Source organism: Kribbella sp. NPDC050124 (genome assembly GCF_044460355.1).
Lineage (GTDB): Bacteria > Actinomycetota > Actinomycetes > Propionibacteriales > Kribbellaceae > Kribbella.
On sequence record NZ_JBITJU010000003.1, the window covers coordinates 24,759 to 47,999 of the forward strand.

Below are 23,241 nucleotides of genomic sequence, written 5' to 3' on the forward strand. Positions count from 1 at the left end.
GCGTGACCTCCGACGAGCTACGCAGCCGGAGGGTAGGGACCGGCCTGCGGTGGCCTGGTCGGCGCGGTCGTGGTCGCGCTCCGGGCTGTGCTGCTCACGAGCGAGCCGATGGTCACGCCGATGGCCAGGTTGATGACAGCTGTCGCCACGGCCTCCCAGGAGCGTTCAGCGGCGAACGGCGCAAGCATCGCGGCCAACGTGGCGAGAGTGATGACCCATCTGAAGAACCGGAGCGGACTGGGCGTGGACAGGATCAGCAAGTGCGCGAGTCCGGTGGCGACGAGGGCAGCGGCGGCCGCGCAGCCCGCGTACGTCCAGGTGTCGGCGTCGCCCCAGACACCTTCGCCCTCGGGGGCCAGCACGGCCAGGTCGAAGACACTGCGGGCGAGCAGGATCCCCACGACTGCGACGAGTGCGGCCACGACAGCCGTGGCCGCCCCGCCTGCCCACAGGCGGGCGGCGTTCACCCGCGGCGCTCTGTCGGCTGCGTGCGACGGCAGCGGCATGGTCATGCGTCGGCCTCCTGTCCGGCGACGTTCTCCAGACCTTGGCCAGTCCGCCGGTCCCGCGGCATCACCCGGCAGGGATGATTCGCCGCGCGCCGGGTGAAAGGCCCCGGGCCCGTTCACCCGGTGGGGATGAGGCGGTCGCCTCGCCGTCGGCCGAGGCTGCAGGTGACGTACCGACCGATCCAAGGAGCACACGATGGCGACACTGACGGTGTGGAAGTTCGAAAGCCCGACGGCAGCCGACGACGCGGTCACCACGTTGGAGTCACTGGCCAAGCAGGAACTCATCCAGTTGCACGACGCGGCGACGGTGTCGTGGGAGCCGGGCAAGAAGAAGCCCAAGACGCGGCAACTGCACAACCTGGCCGGCGCCGGGGCGATGGGCGGCATGTTCTGGGGAATGCTCTTCGGGCTGATCTTCTTCGTGCCGCTGTTCGGCGCGGCCATCGGCGCGGCGACCGGTGCACTGGCCGGATCGATGAGCGACGTCGGCATCGACGACGACTTCATCAAGTCCGCCCGCGACAAGATCACTCCCGGAACCTCGGCGTTGTTCGTGATGTCGAGCCAGGCGGTACCGGAGAAGGTGAAGGCCGCGTTCGCCGACCGTGGAGTCCATGCCGAGCTCATCCAGTCCAACCTCTCGGCCGAGCAGGAGGCGGAGCTTCGGGATCTGCTCGCACAGTAACGACTGCGGGCGACCCGGTCATACCTCAGGGATGACGACACACCCCCTGCAGCAGCGGTGCGATGGTCCCTATGTCGCTGACGACGTACGAGATCCGCGTTGTCGGACCGGTGCCGGAGGAGCTTCTGCCACAGCTCGGGGACGTCACGATCACGACCCTGGAGATGCGGACAGTGCTGACCGGCATGTTCACCGACCAGGCCGCGTTGCACGGGTTCCTGCAGCGGCTGCGGGCCTATGGGCTCGATCTGGTCGAGGTGCGATCCGTGGTGGCTCCGGAGGACGAGGACCAGCCGGCCGACACCGAACCCGGCGAGGAGGGACCGTGATCGCGCACCGGAAAGCCTGTACGGCGTACGAGTTCACGGTCGTCGGCCCGATGGGCCCGTTGTTGCGGGCGGCCTTCCCCGGACAGCGGATCACCGCGATGGAGCCGTGCACGGTGATTCGGGTGGAGGTCCCCGCCGACCGGGTGCTGGACCTGGTGGACCTGATCGGCTTGTTCGAGTCCGCCGGAGTGGTTGTCGAGGATCTCTACCGCTCGTCCGCGCCGGAACCGAGCCGCCCGGGAGCGGCGGAATGACCTCACCGGCGCCTTCCGCCCGGCGATCGGAGCTCGCCGGGCGGCTTGCCCATGGGGTGCGGCACCGGCGGTGGTACTCGTCGCTGGCGTCGGCAGTGCTGTGGCTGGTGGCCACGTGGCTGGCGGTCCTGCTCGCCGACGCGATCGTGCCCGGATTCCATGCGGACCGGCCACTCGGTCCGCTCGGATTCGCCGTCGTACTGGGGATCGCGGGTCTCGCGCTGCAGCCGCTGCTGGTGGCGGGAGCCGTGCGGCTCGGCTGGATCGGCGTACTGCTCCTCGCGCTCGTCGGACAGGCGTTGATCGTCCTGGTGGCCGCGTGGCTGCTGCCGGGAGCGCATGTCGACAGCTTCTGGGACGCGTTCTTCGTCGCCTGGATCGTCGGCATCGTCGGCACGGTCGTCGGCTGGCTCAGCACGTCCGGCACCGACGAAGCCCTGGTCGAGCGGCTCGTGGCGTCCGGCCGCCGGCGCCCGGTGAAGCTCGACGACGCCGACGTGGACGGCGTGGTCTTCGTGCAGCTGGACGGCGTACCGTTCCCGGTCCTGCAGATGGCGGTCACGGCGGGGACAGTGCCGACGCTGACGCGCTGGATCCGCTCGGGCAGTCACCGGCTGCACGAGTGGACGCCGAAGCTGCCGGCCACGACACCGGCCAGTCAGATGGGCATCCTGCACGGTGTGATCGACGGGATCCCCGCGTTCCGCTGGTACGACCGTGCCAACGACAGGGTCCTGGTGGCGAACCGCCCGGCCGACGCCGCCGTGATCGAGGCGGCTCTGACGACCGGGCGTGGTCTACTCGTGGACGGCGGTGTCAGCATCAGCAACCTGTTCACCGGCGATGCTCCGCAGGCGGCCCTGACGATGAGCCGGCGAGCCGGCCGCGGTGAGATCACCAGGTCGGCTGTCGCCCAGTTCGTCGTCAGCCCGACCGGCCTGACCCGAGGTCTGTCCCGCTCGATCTCGGAGCTGCTGCGCGACCGGTTCCAGGCTCGTCGCGGCGTACGGCGCGACCTCCGTCCGCGCTGCCACCGATCCTGGACGACGGCAGCCCTGCGCGCGGTGACCAATGGCGCGCTGCGCGACCTCAACACCGCGCTGGTCGCACAGCACATGCTGCGCGGCACCAGATCGATCTACGTCGACTACGTGGACTACGACGAGGTCGCCCACCACGCGGGACTCCTGCGCCCGGAAAGCCTCGAGGCACTGGAGTCGGTGGACCGCGTACTCCATCAGCTCGAGCTGATCGCATCCGTCGCGCCGCGCCGCTACCGCTTCGTCATCCTGTCCGACCACGGCCAGGCGCAGGGAACGGTCTTCGCGGACCGGTACGGCGAGGAACTTGCCGTCGTCGTCTCGCGCCTGGCCGCGGCTGATGTCGCGGTTTCGTCCGACCCGGTCGAGGGGTGGGGCCGGACCCGGATCCTGGTGGACGAGCTGGCGACCGGGAGCGGAGTCAGCGGCCGGACGATGCGCAACGCCTCCGAGGCCATGCAGCGCCGCGGCCACGACGAGGCGGACGCGGTCGACGCGGGCGGCAGCCGCCGTACGGGGAAGGCCGAGGGCGACGAGGAGTTCCATGTGTTCGGGTCCGGCAACCTCGGACTCATCTACGTCCGCGGTGCACGGCAGCGACTGAGCCGGGGTCAGCTCGACGAGCGGTATCCCGCACTGGTGGCCGGGCTTGTCACGCATCCGGGCATCGGCTTCGTCGTCGTACTCGACGAGGTCGCCGGACCGGTCGCGCTGGGCGCCGCGGGCAGGCACCGGCTGAACGACGGTCGCGTCGACGGAGTCGACCCGCTGGCGCCGTTCGGGCCGAACGCCCCGGCCTTCGTCCGCCGGGTGGCACTGCGACCCGAAGCCCCCGACATCTACGTCAACAGCCTGGTGGAACCCGGCACCGAGGAGGTCGCCGCCTTCGAGGGCCTGGTCGGGTGCCACGGCGGGCTGGGTGGCTGGCAGGACCGCGCGTTCGTCGCCGTTCCGGTCGACGTGCCGTTCCCGACCGAACGGGTGGTCGGAGCCGACGCCCTGCACGTCGCCCTGACAGACATCCTCAAGTTCTGCGGGCAGCGAGCGAACCTGCCGCGAGGCACCCAGTCCACCGCGACGTCGGGAACCTGATCGGCGGCAGGCTACAAACCGCTCTCGGCCTCCAGCCGGCCACTCTTCACGGCGTCCAGGAACAGCTGGTAGTCGCGTTCGTTCTGGTCGGCGTACGCCTCCGCGTACTCGGCCATCGCTTCGGGGAACGCGTCATCGCTGTTCAGGTACGTCGCCAGCGCGATGCGGTCACCGGATCGCGCATGGGCCCGGGCCAGCGTCCATCCGCACAGCTGGCCGTACATCATCATCCCGACCGGGTCCATCTTCTCGACCACAGCCGGCCCCTTCATGTCCCGCAGTTGCCGGACGTAGAAGTCACGGGTCTGCCCGTCGATGCCTTCGACCCGCTGCCAGCCGAGGAAGATGTCACCGGCCGCCTGCAGGAGGCGCTGCCCCACCACTACCCGCTCCCCGTGGTTGCGGGGGGCGGACCGTTGCCTGAGTGCGGTGGGCACCTTCGACTTGAGGACGGACGGCCCGGCCTCCTTGATCTGCAGGAAGAGCGGATCGCCGTCGTCCCGGCCGCGCAGCAGCACGGCCCAGCACCGGGTGCCGACGCTGCCGACCCCGACCATCTTGCGGGCCAGGTCGACGAACTCGAACTGGTCGAACAGCATCCGGGGCTCGACCGGCAGCGACCGGCGGTACAGGCTCAGCAGGTTCTTGATCCCGGTCTCGAGCTCTTCGCGACCGGCGTCGGGCAGCAGCTCGGCGATCGGCACCAGCAAGTCCGGATCAGCCTTGATCCGGACCCCGTCGTCGGTCATCTCGGTCAGCTTCGCGAAGGACTTGAGCCTCCCGCTGCCGCGCGCCTTCAGCAGCGACTGGTCGACGTTCTTGCGCCGGCTCGAGCTCATCTTGGCGCGCAGCATCTCCTGGACCTCGTCGATGTCGGCGCGGGCGTACCAGACGTCGAGCGCCCGCATGGTCGCGAACTCGGCGCCGGCGTCGCGGTAGCGGCGTACCGTCTCCAGCACGCACTTGCGGCGCTCCTTCCGGGAGAAACCGTTGCTCCGGCCCGCGACGACCAGGCTCGCGGACAGGCGTTTGACGTCCCACTCCCACGGACCGCCGATGGTCTCGTCGAAGTCGTTGACGTCGAAGAGCAGGCGCCGTTCGGGCGATCCGAAGACCCCGAAGTTCGACAGGTGGGCGTCACCGCACAGCTGCACCCCGAGGCCGGACACCGGCGCCACGGCGAGGTCGGTCGCCATCCCGAGCACGTTGCCGCGGTAGAAGGCGAAGGGCGACGCCATCATCCGGCCGTGCCGCACCGGCACGAGCTCGGGAATGCGGGACCGGGCCTGCTCCTCGAGCAGCGAGACCGGGTCCGGACGGTCCGCGGGCAGAACCAGCTCGGCCTGCTCGCGCGGCGGCAGCGCTGCCCGCGCCGCAAGTCCCAACCGGGCATGGTCGGACGGAGTGAGACGACGAACGGCGTAGGCCGATCCACGGTTGGCAGGGGCGGACCTAGTCGTGCGCGTGGCGGTCGCTGCAGTCACCATCGGCGTCGATCCACTCATGCTGCCTTCCCCCTCCAGCCTGGGTCGACCCACGCAATCCGGCTCTGCTGGGTGAAAGCTCCACCGAACACCGGAGACGACCCAACCAGCATCACCCCCGCCGGATGAACCACCCGCGCCGAGTCCGGGCTTGACTTGACGTGTGAAAGGAGCCGAGACCGACTACCGGCAGCTCTCCCCGCGGAGCCGCCGCCGGCTCGCCACGAGATCGCTGATGCGTTCCCTGCTGGTGTCCGTGGTCATCGTCGCGGGCTACTTCCTGCTGCCGATGCGGGTCGACAGCGCCCTCCCCCTGGCCGCCCTGGCCGGCGGGCTGGTCGTCGTCGGACTCGTGCTGGGCTGGCAGATCCTCGACATCGCCCGCTCGCCCTACCCTCGGGTCCGGGCGATCGGCGCGCTGGCGACGTCGGTGCCGCTGTTCCTCGCGATCTTCGCGACCACCTACTACCTGATGGCCGACGCCGACCCGGCGAGCTTCTCCCAGCCGATCAACCGGCTCGATTCGGCGTACTTCACCGTGACCGTCTTCGCGACCGTCGGCTTCGGGGACATCGTGGCCGTGTCCGGACCGGCGCGCGCGGTGTGCATCATCCAGATGTTCGGTGACCTCATCCTGGTCGGCCTGGTGGCGCGCATCCTGCTCGGCGCCGTCCAGCACAACCTCAGTCGCCGGGAGTGACCGGCTGCCGCTGCAGGCGCACCATCCGGAACGAGTTCACCAGGCCGGCGAGCCCGGCCAGAATCGGGATGCACAACGCCACCTGCAGGGCGATCGGGCGCGCGGTGGTGTTGATGTCGATGATCTCCGCGCGCGTCTCCGGCGGCTGCGTGGCGAGCAGCTCCTCGAGCTGGGTGTTGGTCATCACCTCCGCGTCCTCCTCCAGCGCGGCTGCGACCTGCTCCTGCTGCGCCGGCTGCAGGACGGTGCTCGACTCCGCCAGGTTGGTGAAGGTGAAGGACAGCGTTGCGAGCATGATCGCGCCGGCGAACGCCAGACCGAAGGAGAGTCCGAACGAGCCCGCCGCGGAGTTGACGCCGGCCGCCTCGCTGACTCGTTCCTGGGAGATCGGCGACAGCGTGTAGTTGTTGAGCTGGGACACGAGCAGGCCCAGACCGGTGCCCGCGAGCAGCAGCGGCCCGACGAGGGCCCAGCCGGAGTCGGCCCGGGGCACGATCGGGAGCAGCAGCACCAGGCCGATGGTCAGGAGCGTGAATCCCCACCTGACGATGGTGCCCGGCGGGCGCCGTCCCGCCCGCTTCTCGGCGAGGATCGCCATCCCGAACATGCTGAGCGAGAGCGGCGCGATGGAAAGACCGGCTTCCATCGCGTTGTACTCCAGGACCATCTGCAGATAGATCGGCAGCGCGATCATCACGCCGCCCAGCGCGATCTGCTGGAGCATCTGCTGAGAGACGCCCAGCTTGAAGACGACGGAGCTGAAGAGTCCCGGGTCGAGGAGCGTCGGCTTGCCCTGGCGCTTGCGTCGCACCAGCCACCAGGCGAGCGAGGTGAGCCCGACCACGCCGATGGCCAGGATCAGGCCGACCCACTCGCCGCCTTCCTGCCACACCAGGATGCCCAGCACGATGCCGCCCATCCCCACCACCGACAGGAAGGCGCCGACCACGTCCACCTTTCGTGATCCGGTGTACGGCGCGTCATGGATGAGCCCCTGCCCGATGAGCACGACCGCGATCACCACGGCCTCGAGCAGGAACGCCACCCGCCAGGACAGGAAGGTGGTGATGAAACCTCCGAGCAGCGGCCCGATCGCGGCAGCCAGCGCGGCGGCGGCGCCGACCAGGGCGTAGGCCTTCGTCTGCGCCGAGCCTTCGAAGTTGCCGTGGATCAGCGACTGCATGGCGGGCAGCAGCAGCGACGCCCCGATACCACCCACCAGGGCCCAGAAGACGACGATCGCCCAGAGGCTCTGCGCCAGGGTCATGGCCAGGGCGCCGACCGCGTACCCGCACAGTCCGAGCAGGTACGCCCGCTTGCGGCCGATCAGGTCACCGACCTTGCTCCCGATCAGGATGAACGCCGCGGAGACCAGTGCCTCGAGGGCGATCGCCGACTGGACACCGCTCACCGTCGTGTCGAGGTCCCGGACCACCGCGGAGATCGAGACGTTCATCAACGAGGTGTCGACGACGAGCACGAACATCGCCATCGCGAGCAGGATCGCAAGCCGCGGGTTGGCCTTCGTGCCGGCCGGAACACCACCCGCTTCCTCGGCCATGATGTCAGCCGGCGAGGATCTTGGCCTTCTGCGCCTCGAACTCCGCGTCGGTGAGAACACCGGACTGCTTGAGCTCGCCCAGGCTCTTGAGCTGCTCCAGACGGTCGGACGTGCCCGACGGCGCGGGGGCAGGCGGGGGCGCGGCGGCGGGGGGCGGCGCCATCTGGTCGGCGTAGGCCTGGTTCCGCGCCGCTGCCGTGTCGGCGTCGCGCTGCGCGAATTTCTCGTCCTGACGCCGTTGGACCCGGCCATGGACCGCCGTGGCGGTGCCTGCGACGGCAGCGGTCCGTACTATTCCTCGCAACAGACCTGGCATGTCAGGCTCCTCAACTCGTGGTTTCCATGGCTTCCACGGCCTCGAGGGCGTCGAGTGCCGCCATCACGTCCTCGGCCGGAATGCGGCCGCCGGCGATCAGCTGGCCACCCGACTCGAGTGCCGCCGCGACGAACGGGATCGCCCAGGTGTTCTCGTAGACGATCATCGCGGCCAGGGTGCCCGGCTCCATCGCGGCCGCCACCTCGGCGAGGTCGTCATCGGCCAGGATCCCCGACCGGGCGCCGCTGAGGTCCGCGAACCCACCGGCCGGACCCGACGACTCGGCCAGATCGACCATGTAAGTGGATCCGGACGCATCCTTGCCGACCAGCATCACGTCGTACACGTGGACGATGCCGCGCTCGACGAGCTTCACGAGTTCCTCGGCCGCGCGACCGGTCAGCCGGTTGCCGGTGAACTCGAGGAGCACGTAGTCGATGGGTCCGTGAACGTCTACCTCTGGCATGACTCTCCACCCCTCCACGAGGGTCTGGCGACCCCGGCGTCCTGTTCGTCGCCACACTGCCGCCGACGGGGCACGCGGTCATCACCCGCGCGGGATGAACTCAGCCGGGCACGGTGGCGGACATGGTCGCGGGGATCGCGAGCTCGGCCGGCGTGACCTGCCGGATGCTCAGGATCAGCAGCCCCGCGGCCTGCAGCATCGCGACCAGATCCGCGATGCCCTGGTCCTCGCGGACTCGCATCCGGAAGGCTCCGGACGTCTGGTGATCGGCCAGCGGACCGGCGCAGAACGCCAGCAGAGCAGGCTTCAGCTCGCCTTGAACGACGACCTGGTACGACGGGCGGCAGCGCTCACGCCTTGCTGTCATCGTCTTCCTTCCCCGGATCGACGTCGATCCACTCTGTCGTGGTCGCGGAAGGGTCCAGCACCCGGCGGACCTCGACGACCTCGATGCCCAGGGCCCGGAGTCTGGCCAGCAGACCGTAGAGCGCGGCCTGGTCCGGGATGCTGTAGACGACGGTGTTCACCTGGTCGACCGCCAGCGTCTCCGCGCGCATGTCTCGGAGGTCCTGCTCGGGTACTGCGCCGGCCACGCGGATCTCGTATGTCGCATCGACCATCGAAACCACTCCGTTCCCCACCCCTGTGCGTTTCGACGCTCGCAAACGTCCGATGCCGCGGCGTCACCCCTGTGGGGTGAACCTGTCCACCGGAGTTCGGCCCGGCCCTGCAATCGGGTACCGCATCGTCTCGAATGTTCGGCAATCGGACAGAAAACGCTGGTTTTATGGGCGTTTCCGTGATTCCGTCGAAGGGTGCGACCCGCTTCGCACGCCCTCCCCAGCGTTTTGGTGATGCCGTCGCACATCGCTAGGAGGGGACATGCCGAGCGATCAGCACGAAGGGGTGGGAAGCAGACAACGCACTTCACCGGACGCACCGTCGGGTCGCCTCGCGGCCACGACGATGGCTTCGGTGATCCCGCGCGGAACTGTGCCACGCCCGCGGCTCGTCGACCGGTTGGACCTCGGGGTTCAGCGGCCGCTCACGTTGATCAGCGCACCTGCCGGGTTCGGCAAGACGATCCTGGTGCAGTCGTGGGCACAGCAGTACCAGGGGTCGGCGGTGGTCAGGCGGATTGCCTTGGCTGCCGGCAGCGAACCCGCGGACGTCCTTGACCACGTCCGGCACGGGCCACATCGCAGCGGTCAGCAGGCACTGGTGCTCGTGGTGGACTGCGGCGACCTGACGATCACGCCGGAGATCGGGCAGAGCCTGCACCGCCTCATCCGCGGCGACGCCGGACGGGTCCGGGTGGTGCTGGTGACGCGATCCGATCCGCCGCTCCCCTTGCACCTCTATCGGCTGGCAGACACGATCGCGGAGATCCACGCCGCCGACCTGGCCTTCACGGTGGACGAGACCACGGCGCTGATGCGCACGTTCAAACTCGACCTGACCGACGCGCAGGTCGCCGAGATCCGCGCCCGGACCGACGGCTGGCCGGTCGGCCTGATGTTCGCGGCGATGAACCTCGCCGGGAAGTCCGATCCCGAGCAGGTCATCCGGGAGTTCCGCGGTGACACCGGCAACGTGGCGGCGTACCTGATGACGGAGGTGCTCGACGCGCAACCGCCGGAGCTGCGGAAGTTCCTACTCCGGACCAGCCTCGTCGAAGTGGTCCGGCCCGGGCTGGCCGAAGCGCTGACGGGACGTCCCTGTGACCTCCGGTCGCTGCAGTTCCTCTCGCACGGCAACTCGTTCATCCAGCCGGTGCCGGGGACGGCGGACTGCTACAGCTACCAGCCGCTGTTCCGCGAGTTCCTGCGCGCGGAGATGTTGTTCGAGATGCCTGCGGTCGCCACCACGCTGCACCGTGCGGCCGCCGCCTGGTTCGCCAGAAACGGTCAGCCGTTGGAGGCGATCCATCATGCTGTCACGGCCGGTGACTGGTCCCACGCGGCCCAGTACCTGGTGGCCGATCTCGACTGCGCCGCGCTCCTCGTCGGGCACGGCAGCCGGCAGCTGACTTCTTTGTTCGCCGAGTTCCCCGACGACCTCGAGGGCCCCGAGGCGGCGGTCGTCCGGGCCACGCTGGAGCTCGGCGAGTTCGAGGTCGACCGGAGTACGTCGGAGCTGGCCAAGGCCAGGACCTGGCTGGACCACGAAGTCTCCGCGCGAAGCCAGGCCGTCGAACTGGCCATCGGCGTACTGCAGGCCGTCTGCGCCAGCCTCGACGGGGATACAGAGACCGGACTGAGCGTAGTCCTGGCCGCAGAGACCAGGCTCCGGGCTGCAGCACCGGATTCAGCGGTCGCCCATCCGGAAGCCAGGCTGCTGATCGTCGGCTGCAAGGGCCGGGCGCTGCTCCGGCGCGGCGACTTCCCGGCGGCCCTGGACGCCTTCAACGAAGGTATTGCGATCGCGGAAAACAGCGGCGCCCACGAGGCCCTGGCCGAGTTCCTCGGTATGGCCGCGCTGGTCGAGGCGATCCGGGGACGCCTGCGCCGAGCCGGCGAGGTCGTCGCGCAGGCGACCGCGCTCGCGGAATCGGGCGCGCAGCCGGACCTCCCCCAGGCCACGCTCGTGGCCGAGGCCTGGATGCGTACCGACCAGGGCGATCTGCCCGGCGCCGAAGACCTGGTGCACCGTGCCGCCGAGGCTGCCGTTCCCACCCACGACACGCGAGTCGTCGCCGCTGCACTCGCTCTGGTTCGGGCCAGGCTGCTGCGGGCGGGTGGCGATCTCGATCTGGCCGCTGCGGAGCTGCGAGCCGCGCGCGGCAGCTACGGCTCACAGGGTGGCTGGCTCAGCCAGGCGCTGATCGTCGACCAGGCGAAGCTGCTGGTGTCGCAACACCTGCCGCAGGAGGCCATCAGGGTGATCGAGCAGTCGGAGGGCCGCGACCAAGCCGCGTCCCTCCTGGTGCTGCAACGCGCAGCGGCCGAAGCAGGCCAGCGACCGCCCGCTCAGTCACGCGTGGCCACCGATCGCACCGAGCCGCTCGAGATTCAGGTGGACGGCTGGCTGGTCCAAGCCGCGGAGTCGATCAGCGCCGGGAACACCGGCCGTGGCGGACTCTGCCTGGAACGCGCCCTCAGAATGGCGGCGCCTGAGCAGCTCCGACGTCCGTTCACGGAGGCGCCGCCGTCGCTGCGGACGCTGCTCCAGCCGAGCGGCGACCTGATGAGACAGCACCCCTGGCTGCGCGGTCCGTCCCATCGGGGCCGCGGCCGCGCCGCCGATCGCTGGGGAGTGCCACGGTCCGAGCTGGTCATCACCACATCACTGACCAGCAAGGAGCAGGAGGTCCTCGAGTACCTCGCCGAGCTCCTGACCACCGAGGAGATCGCCGGCACCATGTACGTCTCGGTCAACACGGTCCGGAGCCATGTCCGGAGCATCCTGCGCAAGCTGGGCGCATCACGCCGGAACGAGGCCGTACGGCGAGCCTGGGAGCTGGGCCTCCTGCCCTCGCGGCCCGAGGGCTAGGCTCGCCAGTCGTAGATTACCGACGTGCGCAGGACCAGATCCTGGAGCGAGCTGTGCCGGCGGCCGCCGGCACAGAACAGGAGTCCGATCGGGAACGCGACACACAAGATCGCCCGCGCCAGCGCGACGATTGGCCGCACTCGCCTGCCACCGCGGCCCACCACGCGCAGTGCCATGACATGGCAGCCGTAGGTCCGGCCGGTGAGCGACCACGCGACGAAGAAGTAGCCCGTGAGCACCACCAGCCCCGTCGTCACGCTGAGCAGCGGCGATGCCTCGCTGAACTGGAAGCCCCGTGGATCGATGAGGAACAGCAGCCCGTTGACGCCCACGTAGCCGGCCACCAGCGCCACCACCACGACGATCCCGTCGATCACACCGGCGATCGACCGGGTGACGAGACCCGCTCGTCGTCCCTGGTACGGCTGCGCCTCCCTCGGGACGATCGGCAAGGTCACGTCTGTCCTCATGTCGTCGCGGGAGTCATCACGGGTGCTGCCCGGCGGCGCCACCTCAGCCGCGCCACCACGCGGCCGACGGCCTCATCGCCGGAAATGCCCTGCAGCCGTACGCCGCGGACAGTGTCGGAGGCGACGGATCCGGTGGACTGCCGGATGATCTCGGCGAGATCGACCTCGGCGATGATCCCCTCGGCCATCCCGGCCACGTCGACCCGCTTCAGCACCTCCGCCGCCACCGCGGGAACCATCCGGTCCAGCGCGGCCGACAGCTGACGCGTCAGCTCCGCACGTCCTTGGCCCCCGCGCCGGGCCAGCTCTGCGAGCCAGGTGGCGGCCTGGTACCGCTCCGCCACCATCGGCGGCCGCAGGATCACGACGGCGACCGGGCTGAGCGCTCCACCGACCCGGCGTCCGACCGGGCTGAGCACCTCCCCGACCTGGCGTCCGACCGTCTGCGCGACGGCCACTGCCAGCACGGAGGCCCCGACTGCCGCGTCCAGCACGAGGATCGCGTCCAGGCCCTGCGACGCCGGCGCGTCCGCCGGGTTCTCGGCACCAGGCGGGATCTCGGACTGCTCTGCTGTACCCACGCGACCATGCTGCGTCCGGCCGTCTGGCCTCACCTCATCCACCGTGGGTGAGAGCGTCACCGCTCGGCCTCGGTCCGGTCGACGGACTGCTTGCGGTAGCCGGCGATCGGGCGGTACCGGTCGTACAGCGTGATGAGGATGCTGAACAGGAACACGAAGAAGAGCGCGTCCGCCAACTCCATCCGCCCGGGTCCCCGGGACAGCAATACGTCGGCCAGCACGACCAGTACGACGTTCGTCGCGAAAACGACCGCGAACGAGACCACCGCGGAGTTCCAGGAGTAGCCTCGCCGCGCCGCCCACAGCCCGATCGCCGAGTTGATCACCACGAAGACGGCGATCCCGAGGAACATCCGGAGGCTGGTCGTCTCGACGCCGGGCAGCAGCTCACCGAAGATCACGCTGATCAGGCCGATCAGGAAGACCTTCTCCAGGGTCGTGGTGTCGAACACCTTCCGGTGCGCGGCCTGGTACGCGGCGCGCTCCTGGGCCTCGTCGATCCCCTCGGGCAGCGGGTCGGCGCGGAACCGCCAGGACCAGTCGGGCGGGCTCAGTCGCGGGCGAACGACGAAGTACAGGACCGCGAGCAGCGCGAGTACGGCGACCGCGAGCGCCGGCAGGAACCAGGACACGTCCCGGATCGTGTCGGTCAGGTCCAGCTGGGCGATGTGGATCCAGTACTCCTGCGGCAGCTTGACGAAGATCCAGATCCCGCCGGCCACCAGAATCCAGAACTTCAGCGCGTAGCGCAGCGGGTTCCGCCGGGTGCGAACCCCTTCGTAGGCGATGAAGTAGTACTCGAACGTGTTCGGGAACAGCAGCAGCAGGAACCGCGCGCCGGTGAGCTCGAAGGCCACCACGCCGATCTGGCGGTAGAAGAACAGGAAGCGGCTGACCCGGACGGCCGAGGGGTTGGTCCAGTTCCGCAGGCTGGCCAGGTACGCGATGGACAGGTAGAAGACGTCCATCGCCTTGTCGTAGCTCTGGTAGAACGGCGGGTCGTACCCGAACAGCTGGAAGATCGTCTGGTCGACACCGTCGAGCAGCAGGCAGGCGAGGATCGCCGGCAGCGGGAACGACGGGATCAGCAGCGGCAGCGCGAAGCGCGCCAGGACGACGCACCAGAACAGCACCTCGGCGCCCACGTCGGAACTCCCCATGTCAGAACTCCCCACGCCGGCGCATCCGACGCGGACGGCCGTCGGGGTCGTAGATCACCCGGTAGAGCGGCTCCGCCCAGAACGCCTGGAACCGGGACACGGGTTGGGTCACGTGCGGGCGGATGTGCCCGGGTGGCCGTGCGCCCTTGCGGCCTCCGGCGTACCAGGCGTCGAGGTCGGCCGCGGTCCGCTGCCACAGGTCGAAGCCGGCCTGCGCGTCGAGCTTCGCCAGGCTGCGCCGGGTCCGGCCGAGGTGCTCCGACCACACCTCCAGCCGCAGCTCCCGCGGGAGCCGCCGGGTGCCGTCGGCAACGAGGTCGCCGTGCTCGACCGTCGAGTCCAGGACGGCGCAGGTGAGTTCGCTGTCGCTGGTCCAGGACCGGCGGTTGAAGTTGTCCGAGCCACAGGTGAACCAGACGTCGTCGACGATGCAGATCTTCGAGTGGACGTAGATCGGCGCCCCCGCGTCGTTCTCCAGGTTGTAGATCCCGACCCGCCCGGGCGCGGTCCGCCGCAGCATCCGCACGGCGCGCAACTGGCCGAAGCGGGCCGGCGGTCCACTCAGCGCCCCGTCGTCGGCCGGATACCGCGGTACGACGACGATCAGCCGGAGCTCGGGCGACCGATCCAGGGCGTCGTGGAGCCCGCGGGCGATCAGCTCGGACCACAGGTACTGGTCCTCGACGTAGATCAGGCTCCGGGCATTGCTGAACGCCTTGGCGTACGCACGGGCGATGCTCCGCTCCCCGTCGGGCGCGAACGGATAGCCGGGATGCTTGTGGCCGTACGTGCGGAGCACCTGAACGGCGTGCGGTCCGGCCGGCGGCGGATCGGGGAACGCCTCGGACAGCGGCTGCGGATGGCGTGGCATCCGGGCGAGCCGCTGCACGATCATCCGGTGCGGCGTCCGCCGGTCCAGCGGATTGCCGTCGTCCCAGCGCTCGCAGAAGGTGCGGAGCAGATCGCCGACGGCCGGTCCGCGGATCTCCAGCGCCGCGTCGTGCCACGGCGTGCGGTCGCCGTACCTGGGATCCATCGGCGCCTGCTGCGGATCCCCCCGGTGGTCGCCGTCGTCGCGGCGCTGGTGGGACAGGTCGATACCGCCGACGAAGGCGACATCCAGTTCGGGCCGGCCCGCGTGCCGGATGACGAACAGCTTCTGGTGGTGCGACGCCATCCGCCGGACCCGCTGGTCGAGCAGGACCTCGGCGCCGGCCTCGTTCAGCTTCGTCCCCAGCCGCTGGTTCTCCCGGGCGTTGAAGTGCAGGTGGTCCGAGTGCGAGCGCCACAGCAGTCCTCTGACCTCGACCCCCGACCGAGCCAGATCGGCCAGTACGGTCCCGATCGTCGGGCCGTCCGGAAGCAACTTCTCGTCCGCGTCGCCGCGCCAGTCAGTGAAGTACACCCGGTCGCCGGACCGCAGGGCGCACAGCTCCTCGTACAGCCGGCGGAAGTAGGTCGCGCCGTGAATCAGCGGCCGCACCAGGTTGCCCTCGATCCAGGACCCGTCCACGTCGCCCATCCGGTCGATGTCCGTGCCGGGGTTGCCGCGCTCGTCCGGTCGGAGGAACCACTTCCCGGCGGTCTGGTCGATCATCGTGACACCTCTCAGTGCGTCAAGGCGGCCTTCAGCAGGACGATCACCAGGCCCAGGACGAGGTTGACCACCCCCGCGGCAACCAGGCGGGTCCAGGTGGCGCCGGCTCTGGCGGCGACGTACAGCGCCCACCCCAACTGAGATCCGACGGCCACCGCGAGCGCCAGCCAGGCAGCGCCGGCGTCCGGCACCCCGAGCAGCCCGGCGATGCCGGCGGCTGCCGCGGGAGGTACGGCGGCCTGCACGATCGGCCACTCCCGCCGGCCCGCGACGCGGAACTCCCGCCAGGACATGAGTGCTCGGGTCGAGTGCTCGCCGACCAGATGGGCGTACACATGGGCCAGCCAGAACACCACGCCGGTCGCGAGCAGCAGCACCATCAGCTCGCCAGGGTGTGGCGGCTCCTGCCCGGGACCGGTACCGGCCACCACCGACGCCGCGAGCAGAGATCCGTAGATCGCCCCGGCGTAATCGGACGGCTGCCGATCCTGGTTCGCTCTGGCGGCGCCGGCCTGCGACCCGTCACCCATCCGGCCTCCTTCGCAGGGCCGCTCTAGCTCGTCACGGAATCAGGGGCAGCGTCTCGCAGCGACCTCCGGCGCCGCCTCACCCCGACCGGATGACCCAGCGCCACACCGACGCGGCCGAGGATCATCCGGGGTGGGTGATGCTGCCCAGGACGATCTGAGTGATCTTCGAAGCCCGGGTGAGTCGGCGAGAGGGGGTTGCGATGTCCGCAGGCTCCACGGAGTCACCCGACGGCCGGGTTCCGGCAGCAGATCCGGAAGTGGATCCAGCCGCGGCCGCCTGGGCGCTGCCGCGTGGGGTCGTCGTCCTGCTCGGCACCGCGGGCGCCGTACTGACCGCCGCCGGGCTGCGCGGGTTCTCGCACATCGCGGGTCCGGTCTTCCTCGCGCTCGTGCTGACGATCGCGGTGAGCCCGCTGCGCCGGCTGCTGGTCAGGCGCGGAGTCAAGGGGTGGCTTGCCGCCGTGATCGCGCTCGTCGTCGTCTACGTCTTCCTCCTCGGAATGGCTGCTGCGCTGGGCTACTCGGTGGCCAAGCTGGCGACTCTGCTGCCGACGTACGAGGAGAAGTTCGACGAGTTGGTGAACGATGCTCGCGGCTGGCTGGCCGACCGGGGCGTGGGCGCCGATCAGCTCGAGGCCGCACTGCAACAGATCGATCTCAGCCAGCTGTTCGGTGTCGTGCAAGGCTGGCTGACCGGACTGCTCGGGGTCGTCTCGAGCCTGGGGCTCATCGTCGTCGTCCTGTTCTTCATGTGCATCGACGCGGCCCCGTTCGCGGACCGCCTGGGCGAGGCGGCGCGGGTTCGGCCGGACATCATCGGCGCGCTGGCCGGCTTCGCCCGGAACACGACCCGCTACCTGATCGTGTCCACCGTCTTCGGCCTCATCGTCGCGATCTTCGACGTCGGGGTCCTCTACCTGCTGGACATCCCGTTGCCCTGGCTGTGGGGACTGCTCGCGTTCATCACCAACTACATCCCGAACGTCGGGTTCTTCATCGGCGTGGTGCCGCCCGCGCTGCTGGGCCTGCTGGACCAGGGCTGGGCGACCCTGCTGTGGGTGATCGTGGCGTACAGCGTCATCAACTTCATCATCCAGTCGATCATCCAGCCGAAGATCGTCGGCGACGCGGTCGGCCTGTCCACGACGCTGACGTTCCTCTCGCTGATCGTCTGGGCCTGGATCCTCGGCCCGGTGGGCGCCGTACTGGCGATCCCGCTGTCGCTCCTGGTCAAGGCCCTGCTCCTGGACGCCGACCCCTCCACCCGCTGGCTCAGCGGCCTCATCTCCGGCGGCCAACCGCCGGAGCATGCCCCGGCCGTGGAGCCTGCCGAAGTCCCGCCCGGCGAAGTCCCGCCCGGCGAAGTCGCCGCGGAGCAAGCCGGATGAGGAGATCACCATGTGGCGCTCGGTGTTGCTGAACGAGTTCCCGGACCACGACGTCCAGGCGTTGCAAGGCCTGCCCGGCAGCCTGTCACCAGGCTCGCCCGCCCTGCAGCCGTCCGACGGCGCCGTGCTGATCGCGCCCGGCCGCGGTCTGAACTACGTCCTCGACACCCCGCTGGTGGATGTCGTCGGGCTCAGCTGCAGGTTGCGGATCAGGCAGACCGATCCAGCCGTCACCTCATCACTGCGGATCCTTCGCCTCGGGAACTCGTTCGACCTCCGGCTCGAACCGCTGACGGCCTTCCAGGCGCTGGTCCGGGTCCGGCTGCACCGGATCTGGCACGACATCGGCCAGTTGCCGAACTCCATCAGCCGGTTCGCTGATCTGCGCTTCGACTGGCACACCAGCGGCAAGACGTACCTGCGCGTCAACGACCGGCTGGTCGGCTACCACGACGCCCTGAGTCGAGGTTCCCGGCTCACCATCGAGGACGTCACCTTCGGCTCGGCCGAGTCACTGCCCAGCTCACCTGAGCAGCACTACGAACTGGGCGATTTCTACGTCCGTGCGCTCTGCCGCCGCAGCCGCTGGTCGCGGCGGCACGCGCCGGCGCGGTAATGACCGAAGCCGCGTTCGCGGTCCTCGCGCTGCTCGTCCTGGCGTGGGCCGTGACCTCGGACCTGCTGGCGAGGGCGAACATCACCGGTCCGCTGGTCTTCACCGTCGCCGGCTTCGTGCTGGGGAACCCGGACTGGGGACCCCTGACGCTCGACGTCGGCACCCCGTCGGTCCACCTGACCGCGGAGCTGACCCTCGCGCTGTTGTTGTTCGCCGACGCGGCCCGGGTCAACATCTCGCGGTTGAAGCACGACATCTATCTCCCCGGGCGTCTGCTGGGCATCGGGCTCCCGCTCTCGGTGGTGTTCGGATCGTTGCTGGCGGCGTGGTTCTTCGACGATTTCACCTGGGCTCTGGCAGGTTTCGTGGGCGCCGCGCTGGCCCCCACCGATGCCGCTCTCAGTGCACAGGTCATCAACGACGAGCGGATCCCCATGCGCCTGCGTCGCGCGCTGAACGTGGAGAGTGGACTCAACGACGGCATCGTCACGCCGGTCGTCACGTTCACGCTCGCCGTCGCCGCCGCCGAACTCGGAACCGCACGCCCGGACGGGACCTCCACCGATGGGGGCGGCGCGCTGGTGGAGCTGGCGGTCGGCGTCACCGTCGGTCTGGTGATCGGCCTGGGAGGCGCCAGGCTCCTGATGTTCGGTTCGCAGCGGCGCTGGACCAGTCGCGGTGCCCTGAGACTCGGCACGCTCGCGGCGGCGCTCGGCAGCTTCGCCCTCGCGATCGCCTTCAGCGGCAACGGATTCATCGCGGCGTTCCTGGCCGGACTGGCCTTCCGGGCCGGACTGGACGAGGAGGTGCTCGACGCGGACGACGCCGTCGAACCGCCGGAACTTCTCGGCGAGATCCTGGCGTTCGTCGTCTGGTTCCTGTTCGGAGCCGCGTTGGTGCCGATCGCCGTGCACAACTTCGGCTGGCCGCTGCTCGCGTACGCCGTACTGAGCCTGACCGTGGTCCGGATGGTGCCGGTAGCCCTGGCCTTGATCGGGAAGGGACTGGACCTGCGCACCGTCGGCTTCGTGGGATGGTTCGGTCCCCGGGGCCTGGCGTCGGTCGTGTTCGCGCTGCTCGCGGTCGAGGAGCTGGGCGAAACCGAGTTGGTGGAACGTGCTGTCGCCGCGGTGTCTCTCACCGTGTTGCTGAGTGTGGTGCTGCACGGTGTCTCGGCCGGGCCGCTCGGCAGGCGGTACGTCCGCCACGAGCAAGCCGGCGACGAGGTGAGCCCCGGCCCGCGGTCACGACGCCCTGCCCATCATCAGCTCGGTTCCAGCACGAGGTGAAGGGTCAAGTCTTCTTCTCGACTGCTGCGGAGGGTGGCCGGCGGCGCAGCGCGAGCCACGCGGCCGCTCGCCCGGACAGCGCGCCGACGGTCGCCCCGACCAGAACGTCACTCGGGTAATGCACTCCCGTGTACACCCGGGAGAAGGCGACGACCGACGCTGACGCCCGCAGGGCCGGCCGGAGCGCCGGCAGGACGCCTCCTACCGCGACGGCGAAGGCCGCTGCGGAGGCGGAGTGTCCGGACGGAAAGGATCCAGAGGACGGCATCCGTACCCATCGCTGGACCGGGACTCCGTGGTCGTCCCGGTCGGGCCGGAGCCGTCTTCTCGCCGCCCTCTTCATCGGCTGATTGACCACGAACGACGCGACCCCGATCGCGCTGAGGCCCGTCACGGCAGCGCGCCGACCCTGTGGGCCACCGAACAGCGCGAGGGCGCCGGCCACGAGGAACCACGGCTTGGAGAAGTTGGCGAAGTCGGACGCCCGCCGCAGCGGCTCGTCCAGCACCGGCGTCGACATCCGCGCCACCGACCGGAACACCGCGTGGTCCCAGGCCTCGAGGCGGCGCAGCGGCCCGGACCCGGGACGGCTGTCAGCAGGCGAGGTCGAACTCGCTTCGGTCACCACGTGAACTCGAAGTCGTTGTTCTTGGCAAACATGTCGAGGCCTCCAGGGGGTCAGCTCGCCGGTTTCCGGTCCCGGCCGAGGGCGACGCGCACCAGTTCGGCCAGGCCGTCCCGCAGACCTTCGGGAGCCGTCGCCGACGGCGATGCTCCAGGGTGCTGGTGCGCGATCCGCACCCGGAGGACTCCGGGCCGGATCCGGAAATGCAGCGGCGCGTCGAGAACCAGAGCCTCCCCGTCGATGCCTGCCGGGAGTGGGCGATCGGCCTCGACCTCGAAGGTCGGTGCGGACCACTCTCGCCAAGGACGCTGAAGACGGCGTTCAGCGCTGTCCGCGGGCGCCCCGAGGACGGTGATGCCGAGCAGCCCGTCGTCGATGCGCGGGCGGGTGCCGGAACCGACGGCGCGGCCGAGCCTGTATTTGTTGTTGGACACCAGCACGGCAGCACCACCGCGGTGTCCATCGCCGCCGGGACCGGTCCAGCGCATGTCGAGCTCGCTGCCCCCGGCACCGAGTGCGTCCGGCACGGTGTCGAGCAGTGTCCGGAGCTTCGCCTCGCGGTAACCGGATCGCTGGACGGCTTCGGCGTACAGGCCGAGCGACACGTTGTTGACGAACACCCGGCCGTTGACCTCGGCAAGATCCACCAGCCGCTCCCCGCCGTCGACGAACGCGTCCAGCGCACCGACGACGTCGTCACGGTCGACCCCGAGATCGAGTGCGAAGTGGTTGCGGGTGCCGGCCGGCACGCAGGCGTACGGCAGGGCGCGCTCGGCGGCGATCGCGGCGACGATCGCCTGCGAGCCGTCACCGCCGGCCATCGCGAGTCCGTCGGCGCCCCGCTCGACCGCACCGCGGACCAGGGTCTCGAGATCGTCCCCGGCCTTCAGCTCGATCGGCTCGATCCCCCGGTCCCGCGCTTCCTTGGCGAGCGCGAAGCGTTCTGCCTTCCCGCCGCCGGAGCGCGGGTTGTAGAACAGCACGGGGTGCCGTGGGGCGGGAACACGGGGCAGATCCACGTGCGAGCTGAAGCTGGCTCGCGTCGCGGCCAGGGTGATCAGGAGCCCGGCCAGGACGAGCAGGTCGACGCCGAACGATCCACCCACGGCAATCAGGATCACCGCACCGGCAAGGGCCAGCACCCCGATGTACAGCCCGGCCGCGCGGGCGACCCCTCTGCGCAGTGCGCCGTACCAGGCCGAGACGGCGGCGATCACGACGCAGGCCAGCACCCCGAGACCACGCGGAAACTGGCTGATGGCGACCACCACACCGAGCACAACCGTCGCCGCCCCGACCACCAGCGCCACCACCGCCGCAACCCGTCGCTTCATGAACTCACACCACACCCGTCCGCTCCGCCAGGCATCCCACACCCCGGATGAATCCGGCCCTGCTGATCGTCCATCAGGGGTGATGCGGCGACCCCGGTTCTGCTGAATCGTCGGCGCCGTACGCGGCTCGCCGGGCGAGTACCCGGCTCATCCGGCGAGTCGCGCCTGCGACAGAGAGGGGCGGGCGGAGATGTCGGCGAAAGTTCAGCATTTGACGTTGGAGGAGCGCCGGGACCGCGGTCTGCAGGCCCGCACCCTGGCGATGCCGGACAGTCACACAGGATGGCAACCCGCCACCGACCGGCCGGACCCGGTGGCACTCATCGAGGAGCAGAACCTCCGTCGGGAGCCGGACCTGGTGCCGGTGCGGCACGGCCGGATGATGGTCTCGCCGTTCACGTTCTACCGCGGTGCGGCCAAGATCATGGCCGTCGATCTCGCCGGGACCCCGACGGCCGGCCTCGAGGTCCAGCTCTGCGGGGACGCCCACCTGTCGAACTTCGGCGTCTTCGCCTCCCCGGAGCGACGGCTGGTGTTCGACATCAACGACTTCGACGAGACCCTTCCGGGCCCGTTCGAGTACGACGTCAAGCGACTGGCGGCGAGTTTCACGGTGGCAGCCCAGAACAACGGCTGCTCGGCCTCGGACACCCGCGCGATCACGAAGGCCTGTGTCACCTCCTACCGGGAGACGATGGCCGAGTTCGCGGCCATGAGAACTCTCGACGTGTGGTACGCCCACACCTCCGAGGAGCAGATCAGGCAGGCGGTGGACGCCTTCTTCGCCGGTGCCGGTGCCGGCGCCGACGGCAAGAGCAAAGCCAAGGGCAAGGGATCCAAGAAGGGCAAGCAGAAGGACACCGGCGCGGACGAGGGTACGACCACGATGACGGGCAAGCAGCTGAAGGAGGCCCAGAAGCGCTTCCAGAAGAACGCCCTGAAGGCGCACTCCCGCAACAGCGAGCAGGCCCTGGCGAAGCTCAGCGAGGAGGTCGACGGCCGCTACCGTATCGCCAGTGTCCCGCCGGTGATCGTGCCCGGGCGCGAGCTGCACGCGATGTACGGCCTCGACGCCAAGCAACTCGAGGACGCCGTCGTCGACCTGTTCCGGGGGTACCGCTCCAGCCTTCGGATCGACCTCCGGCAACTGCTGGAACGCTTCGAGATGGTCGACTGGGCCCGGAAGGTCGTCGGCGTCGGCAGCGTCGGGACCCGGGCGTTCATCGTCCTGCTGCAGGGCCGCGACCGCAGCGATCCGCTGTTCCTCCAGGTGAAGGAAGCCACCCGGTCGGTGCTCGAAGGACCGTTGCGCAAGAGCGCCTTCAAGCAGGCGGGCGAGCGAGTGGTCCAGGGCCAGCGGCTGATGCAGGCCAGCAGCGACATCTTCCTCGGCTGGTCCAAGGGCGTTCAGGCCGACCGGTTCTACTACTGGCGCCAACTGCGCGACATGAAGGGCTCCGCGCTGGTGGAGCTGATGGAGCCCGCCGCGCTGGCCTTCTACGCGCGCCAGTGTGGCTGGACCCTGGCCCGGGCCCATGCCCGGTCCGGCGACCCGGTGTCCATCGCGGCCTACCTCGGCGAGGACGACGCCTTCGACAAGTCGATCACCGACTTCTCCGAACGCTACGCGACCCAGAACGACCAGGACTTCGCAGATTTCGCCAAAGCCATCAGCTCGAACCGGATCGACGCCATCGAACAGGTCTGACGTCGGCGCGAG

The 23,241-nt window shown here is 69.7% G+C and carries 24 protein-coding genes; 10 read left to right on the top strand and 14 right to left on the bottom strand.

Annotated elements, in window-relative coordinates; all coding sequences use genetic code 11:
* Positions 1-17 precede the first annotated feature (17 nt).
* Entirely contained in the window at positions 18-512 is a 495-nt protein-coding gene (locus ACIBL3_RS09850) for a DUF6069 family protein (RefSeq protein ID WP_396352887.1), read from the bottom strand.
* A gap of 193 nt (positions 513-705) precedes the next feature.
* On the opposite strand from ACIBL3_RS09850, the gene ACIBL3_RS09855 reads away from it, so the two are divergent.
* The 4 genes from ACIBL3_RS09855 to ACIBL3_RS09870 all read left to right on the top strand — a co-directional run bounded on the left by ACIBL3_RS09855 (position 706) and on the right by ACIBL3_RS09870 (position 3,912).
* Positions 706-1,197, top strand: coding sequence for a DUF1269 domain-containing protein (locus tag ACIBL3_RS09855; RefSeq protein WP_396352888.1), 492 nt, complete (start codon positions 706-708; stop codon positions 1,195-1,197).
* 71 nt (positions 1,198-1,268) lie between these two features.
* On the top strand, positions 1,269-1,526 hold the full coding sequence (locus tag ACIBL3_RS09860; protein ID WP_396352889.1) for a hypothetical protein: 258 nt from the start codon (positions 1,269-1,271) through the stop codon (positions 1,524-1,526).
* On the top strand, positions 1,523-1,780 hold the full coding sequence (locus ACIBL3_RS09865) for a hypothetical protein (RefSeq protein WP_396352890.1): 258 nt from the start codon (positions 1,523-1,525) through the stop codon (positions 1,778-1,780). Before ACIBL3_RS09860 ends, ACIBL3_RS09865 begins: the two co-directional genes overlap by 4 nt.
* On the top strand, positions 1,777-3,912 hold the full coding sequence (locus ACIBL3_RS09870; protein WP_396352891.1) for an alkaline phosphatase family protein: 2,136 nt from the start codon (positions 1,777-1,779) through the stop codon (positions 3,910-3,912). The genes ACIBL3_RS09865 and ACIBL3_RS09870 overlap by 4 nt, the downstream gene beginning before the upstream one ends.
* Before the next feature lie 11 nt (positions 3,913-3,923).
* Here ACIBL3_RS09870 and ACIBL3_RS09875 read toward each other — a convergent pair whose 3' ends face one another.
* Positions 3,924-5,297, bottom strand: coding sequence for a DUF2252 domain-containing protein (locus ACIBL3_RS09875; RefSeq protein ID WP_396352892.1), 1,374 nt, complete (start codon positions 5,295-5,297; stop codon positions 3,924-3,926).
* 262 nt (positions 5,298-5,559) lie between these two features.
* On the opposite strand from ACIBL3_RS09875, the gene ACIBL3_RS09880 reads away from it, so the two are divergent.
* Positions 5,560-6,096, top strand: coding sequence for a potassium channel family protein (locus tag ACIBL3_RS09880; RefSeq protein ID WP_396352893.1), 537 nt, complete (start codon positions 5,560-5,562; stop codon positions 6,094-6,096).
* On the opposite strand, the gene ACIBL3_RS09885 is transcribed toward ACIBL3_RS09880, so the two are convergent.
* From ACIBL3_RS09885 to ACIBL3_RS09905, 5 genes are all read right to left on the bottom strand, one after another.
* Entirely contained in the window at positions 6,080-7,657 is a 1,578-nt protein-coding gene (locus ACIBL3_RS09885; protein ID WP_396352894.1) for an MFS transporter, read from the bottom strand. The genes ACIBL3_RS09880 and ACIBL3_RS09885 overlap by 17 nt on opposite strands.
* A 4-nt stretch (positions 7,658-7,661) precedes the next feature.
* A complete protein-coding gene (locus tag ACIBL3_RS09890) occupies positions 7,662-7,973 on the bottom strand; it encodes an SHOCT domain-containing protein (protein ID WP_396352895.1) in 312 nt (103 codons plus the stop codon).
* Between the two features lie 10 nt (positions 7,974-7,983).
* Positions 7,984-8,439, bottom strand: coding sequence for a DUF6325 family protein (locus ACIBL3_RS09895; RefSeq protein ID WP_396352896.1), 456 nt, complete (start codon positions 8,437-8,439; stop codon positions 7,984-7,986).
* Positions 8,440-8,539: 100 nt separating this feature from the next.
* The gene (locus tag ACIBL3_RS09900; RefSeq protein WP_396352897.1) at positions 8,540-8,806 is read right to left on the bottom strand and encodes a hypothetical protein; all 267 of its coding nucleotides are present in this window, start codon (positions 8,804-8,806) and stop codon (positions 8,540-8,542) included.
* Complete coding sequence (locus ACIBL3_RS09905) at positions 8,790-9,059, bottom strand: hypothetical protein (protein ID WP_396352898.1); 270 nt, start codon at positions 9,057-9,059, stop codon at positions 8,790-8,792. The genes ACIBL3_RS09900 and ACIBL3_RS09905 overlap by 17 nt, the downstream gene beginning before the upstream one ends.
* Before the next feature lie 262 nt (positions 9,060-9,321).
* On the opposite strand from ACIBL3_RS09905, the gene ACIBL3_RS09910 reads away from it, so the two are divergent.
* Positions 9,322-11,931 (top strand): LuxR C-terminal-related transcriptional regulator, encoded by a 2,610-nt coding sequence (locus ACIBL3_RS09910; protein WP_396352899.1) that lies wholly within the window; start codon positions 9,322-9,324, stop codon positions 11,929-11,931.
* On the opposite strand, the gene ACIBL3_RS09915 is transcribed toward ACIBL3_RS09910, so the two are convergent.
* The 5 genes from ACIBL3_RS09915 to ACIBL3_RS09935 are packed head-to-tail and all read right to left on the bottom strand — an operon-like array spanning position 11,928 to position 16,269.
* Complete coding sequence (locus ACIBL3_RS09915; RefSeq protein ID WP_396352900.1) at positions 11,928-12,389, bottom strand: RDD family protein; 462 nt, start codon at positions 12,387-12,389, stop codon at positions 11,928-11,930. The genes ACIBL3_RS09910 and ACIBL3_RS09915 overlap by 4 nt on opposite strands.
* Before the next feature lie 8 nt (positions 12,390-12,397).
* A complete protein-coding gene (locus ACIBL3_RS09920) occupies positions 12,398-12,982 on the bottom strand; it encodes a hypothetical protein (protein WP_396352901.1) in 585 nt (194 codons plus the stop codon).
* Positions 12,983-13,038: 56 nt separating this feature from the next.
* Positions 13,039-14,142, bottom strand: a complete 1,104-nt coding sequence (locus tag ACIBL3_RS09925; RefSeq protein ID WP_396352902.1) for a hypothetical protein — start codon at positions 14,140-14,142, stop codon at positions 13,039-13,041.
* 1 nt (position 14,143) lies between these two features.
* Entirely contained in the window at positions 14,144-15,739 is a 1,596-nt protein-coding gene (locus ACIBL3_RS09930) for a phospholipase D family protein (RefSeq protein WP_396352903.1), read from the bottom strand.
* An 11-nt stretch (positions 15,740-15,750) separates the two neighbouring features.
* Positions 15,751-16,269: a hypothetical protein gene (locus ACIBL3_RS09935; RefSeq protein ID WP_396352904.1), complete on the bottom strand. Its 519-nt coding sequence runs from the start codon at positions 16,267-16,269 to the stop codon at positions 15,751-15,753.
* Between the two features lie 200 nt (positions 16,270-16,469).
* Here ACIBL3_RS09935 and ACIBL3_RS09940 point away from each other — a divergent pair, with 200 nt between their 5' ends.
* From ACIBL3_RS09940 to ACIBL3_RS09950, 3 genes are read left to right on the top strand one after another with little or no spacing between them, the layout of a single operon-like run.
* Positions 16,470-17,657 carry an AI-2E family transporter gene (locus ACIBL3_RS09940; RefSeq protein ID WP_396352905.1) on the top strand — a complete coding sequence of 396 codons (1,188 nt, stop codon included), beginning with the start codon at positions 16,470-16,472 and terminating at the stop codon, positions 17,655-17,657.
* Between the two features lie 10 nt (positions 17,658-17,667).
* Positions 17,668-18,273 carry a hypothetical protein gene (locus ACIBL3_RS09945; RefSeq protein WP_396352906.1) on the top strand — a complete coding sequence of 202 codons (606 nt, stop codon included), beginning with the start codon at positions 17,668-17,670 and terminating at the stop codon, positions 18,271-18,273.
* Positions 18,273-19,562 (top strand): cation:proton antiporter, encoded by a 1,290-nt coding sequence (locus ACIBL3_RS09950; RefSeq protein ID WP_396352907.1) that lies wholly within the window; start codon positions 18,273-18,275, stop codon positions 19,560-19,562. Before ACIBL3_RS09945 ends, ACIBL3_RS09950 begins: the two co-directional genes overlap by 1 nt.
* 4 nt (positions 19,563-19,566) lie before the next feature.
* Here the strand turns inward: ACIBL3_RS09950 and ACIBL3_RS09955 are convergent, their stop codons facing one another.
* Both ACIBL3_RS09955 and ACIBL3_RS09960 read right to left on the bottom strand, forming a co-directional pair.
* Positions 19,567-20,187: a phosphatase PAP2 family protein gene (locus tag ACIBL3_RS09955; protein ID WP_396352908.1), complete on the bottom strand. Its 621-nt coding sequence runs from the start codon at positions 20,185-20,187 to the stop codon at positions 19,567-19,569.
* A gap of 53 nt (positions 20,188-20,240) precedes the next feature.
* Positions 20,241-21,521 (bottom strand): diacylglycerol/lipid kinase family protein, encoded by a 1,281-nt coding sequence (locus ACIBL3_RS09960; RefSeq protein ID WP_396352909.1) that lies wholly within the window; start codon positions 21,519-21,521, stop codon positions 20,241-20,243.
* A 190-nt stretch (positions 21,522-21,711) separates the two neighbouring features.
* Here ACIBL3_RS09960 and ACIBL3_RS09965 point away from each other — a divergent pair, with 190 nt between their 5' ends.
* Positions 21,712-23,229 carry a DUF2252 domain-containing protein gene (locus tag ACIBL3_RS09965; RefSeq protein WP_396352910.1) on the top strand — a complete coding sequence of 506 codons (1,518 nt, stop codon included), beginning with the start codon at positions 21,712-21,714 and terminating at the stop codon, positions 23,227-23,229.
* Positions 23,230-23,241: the final 12 nt, after the last annotated feature.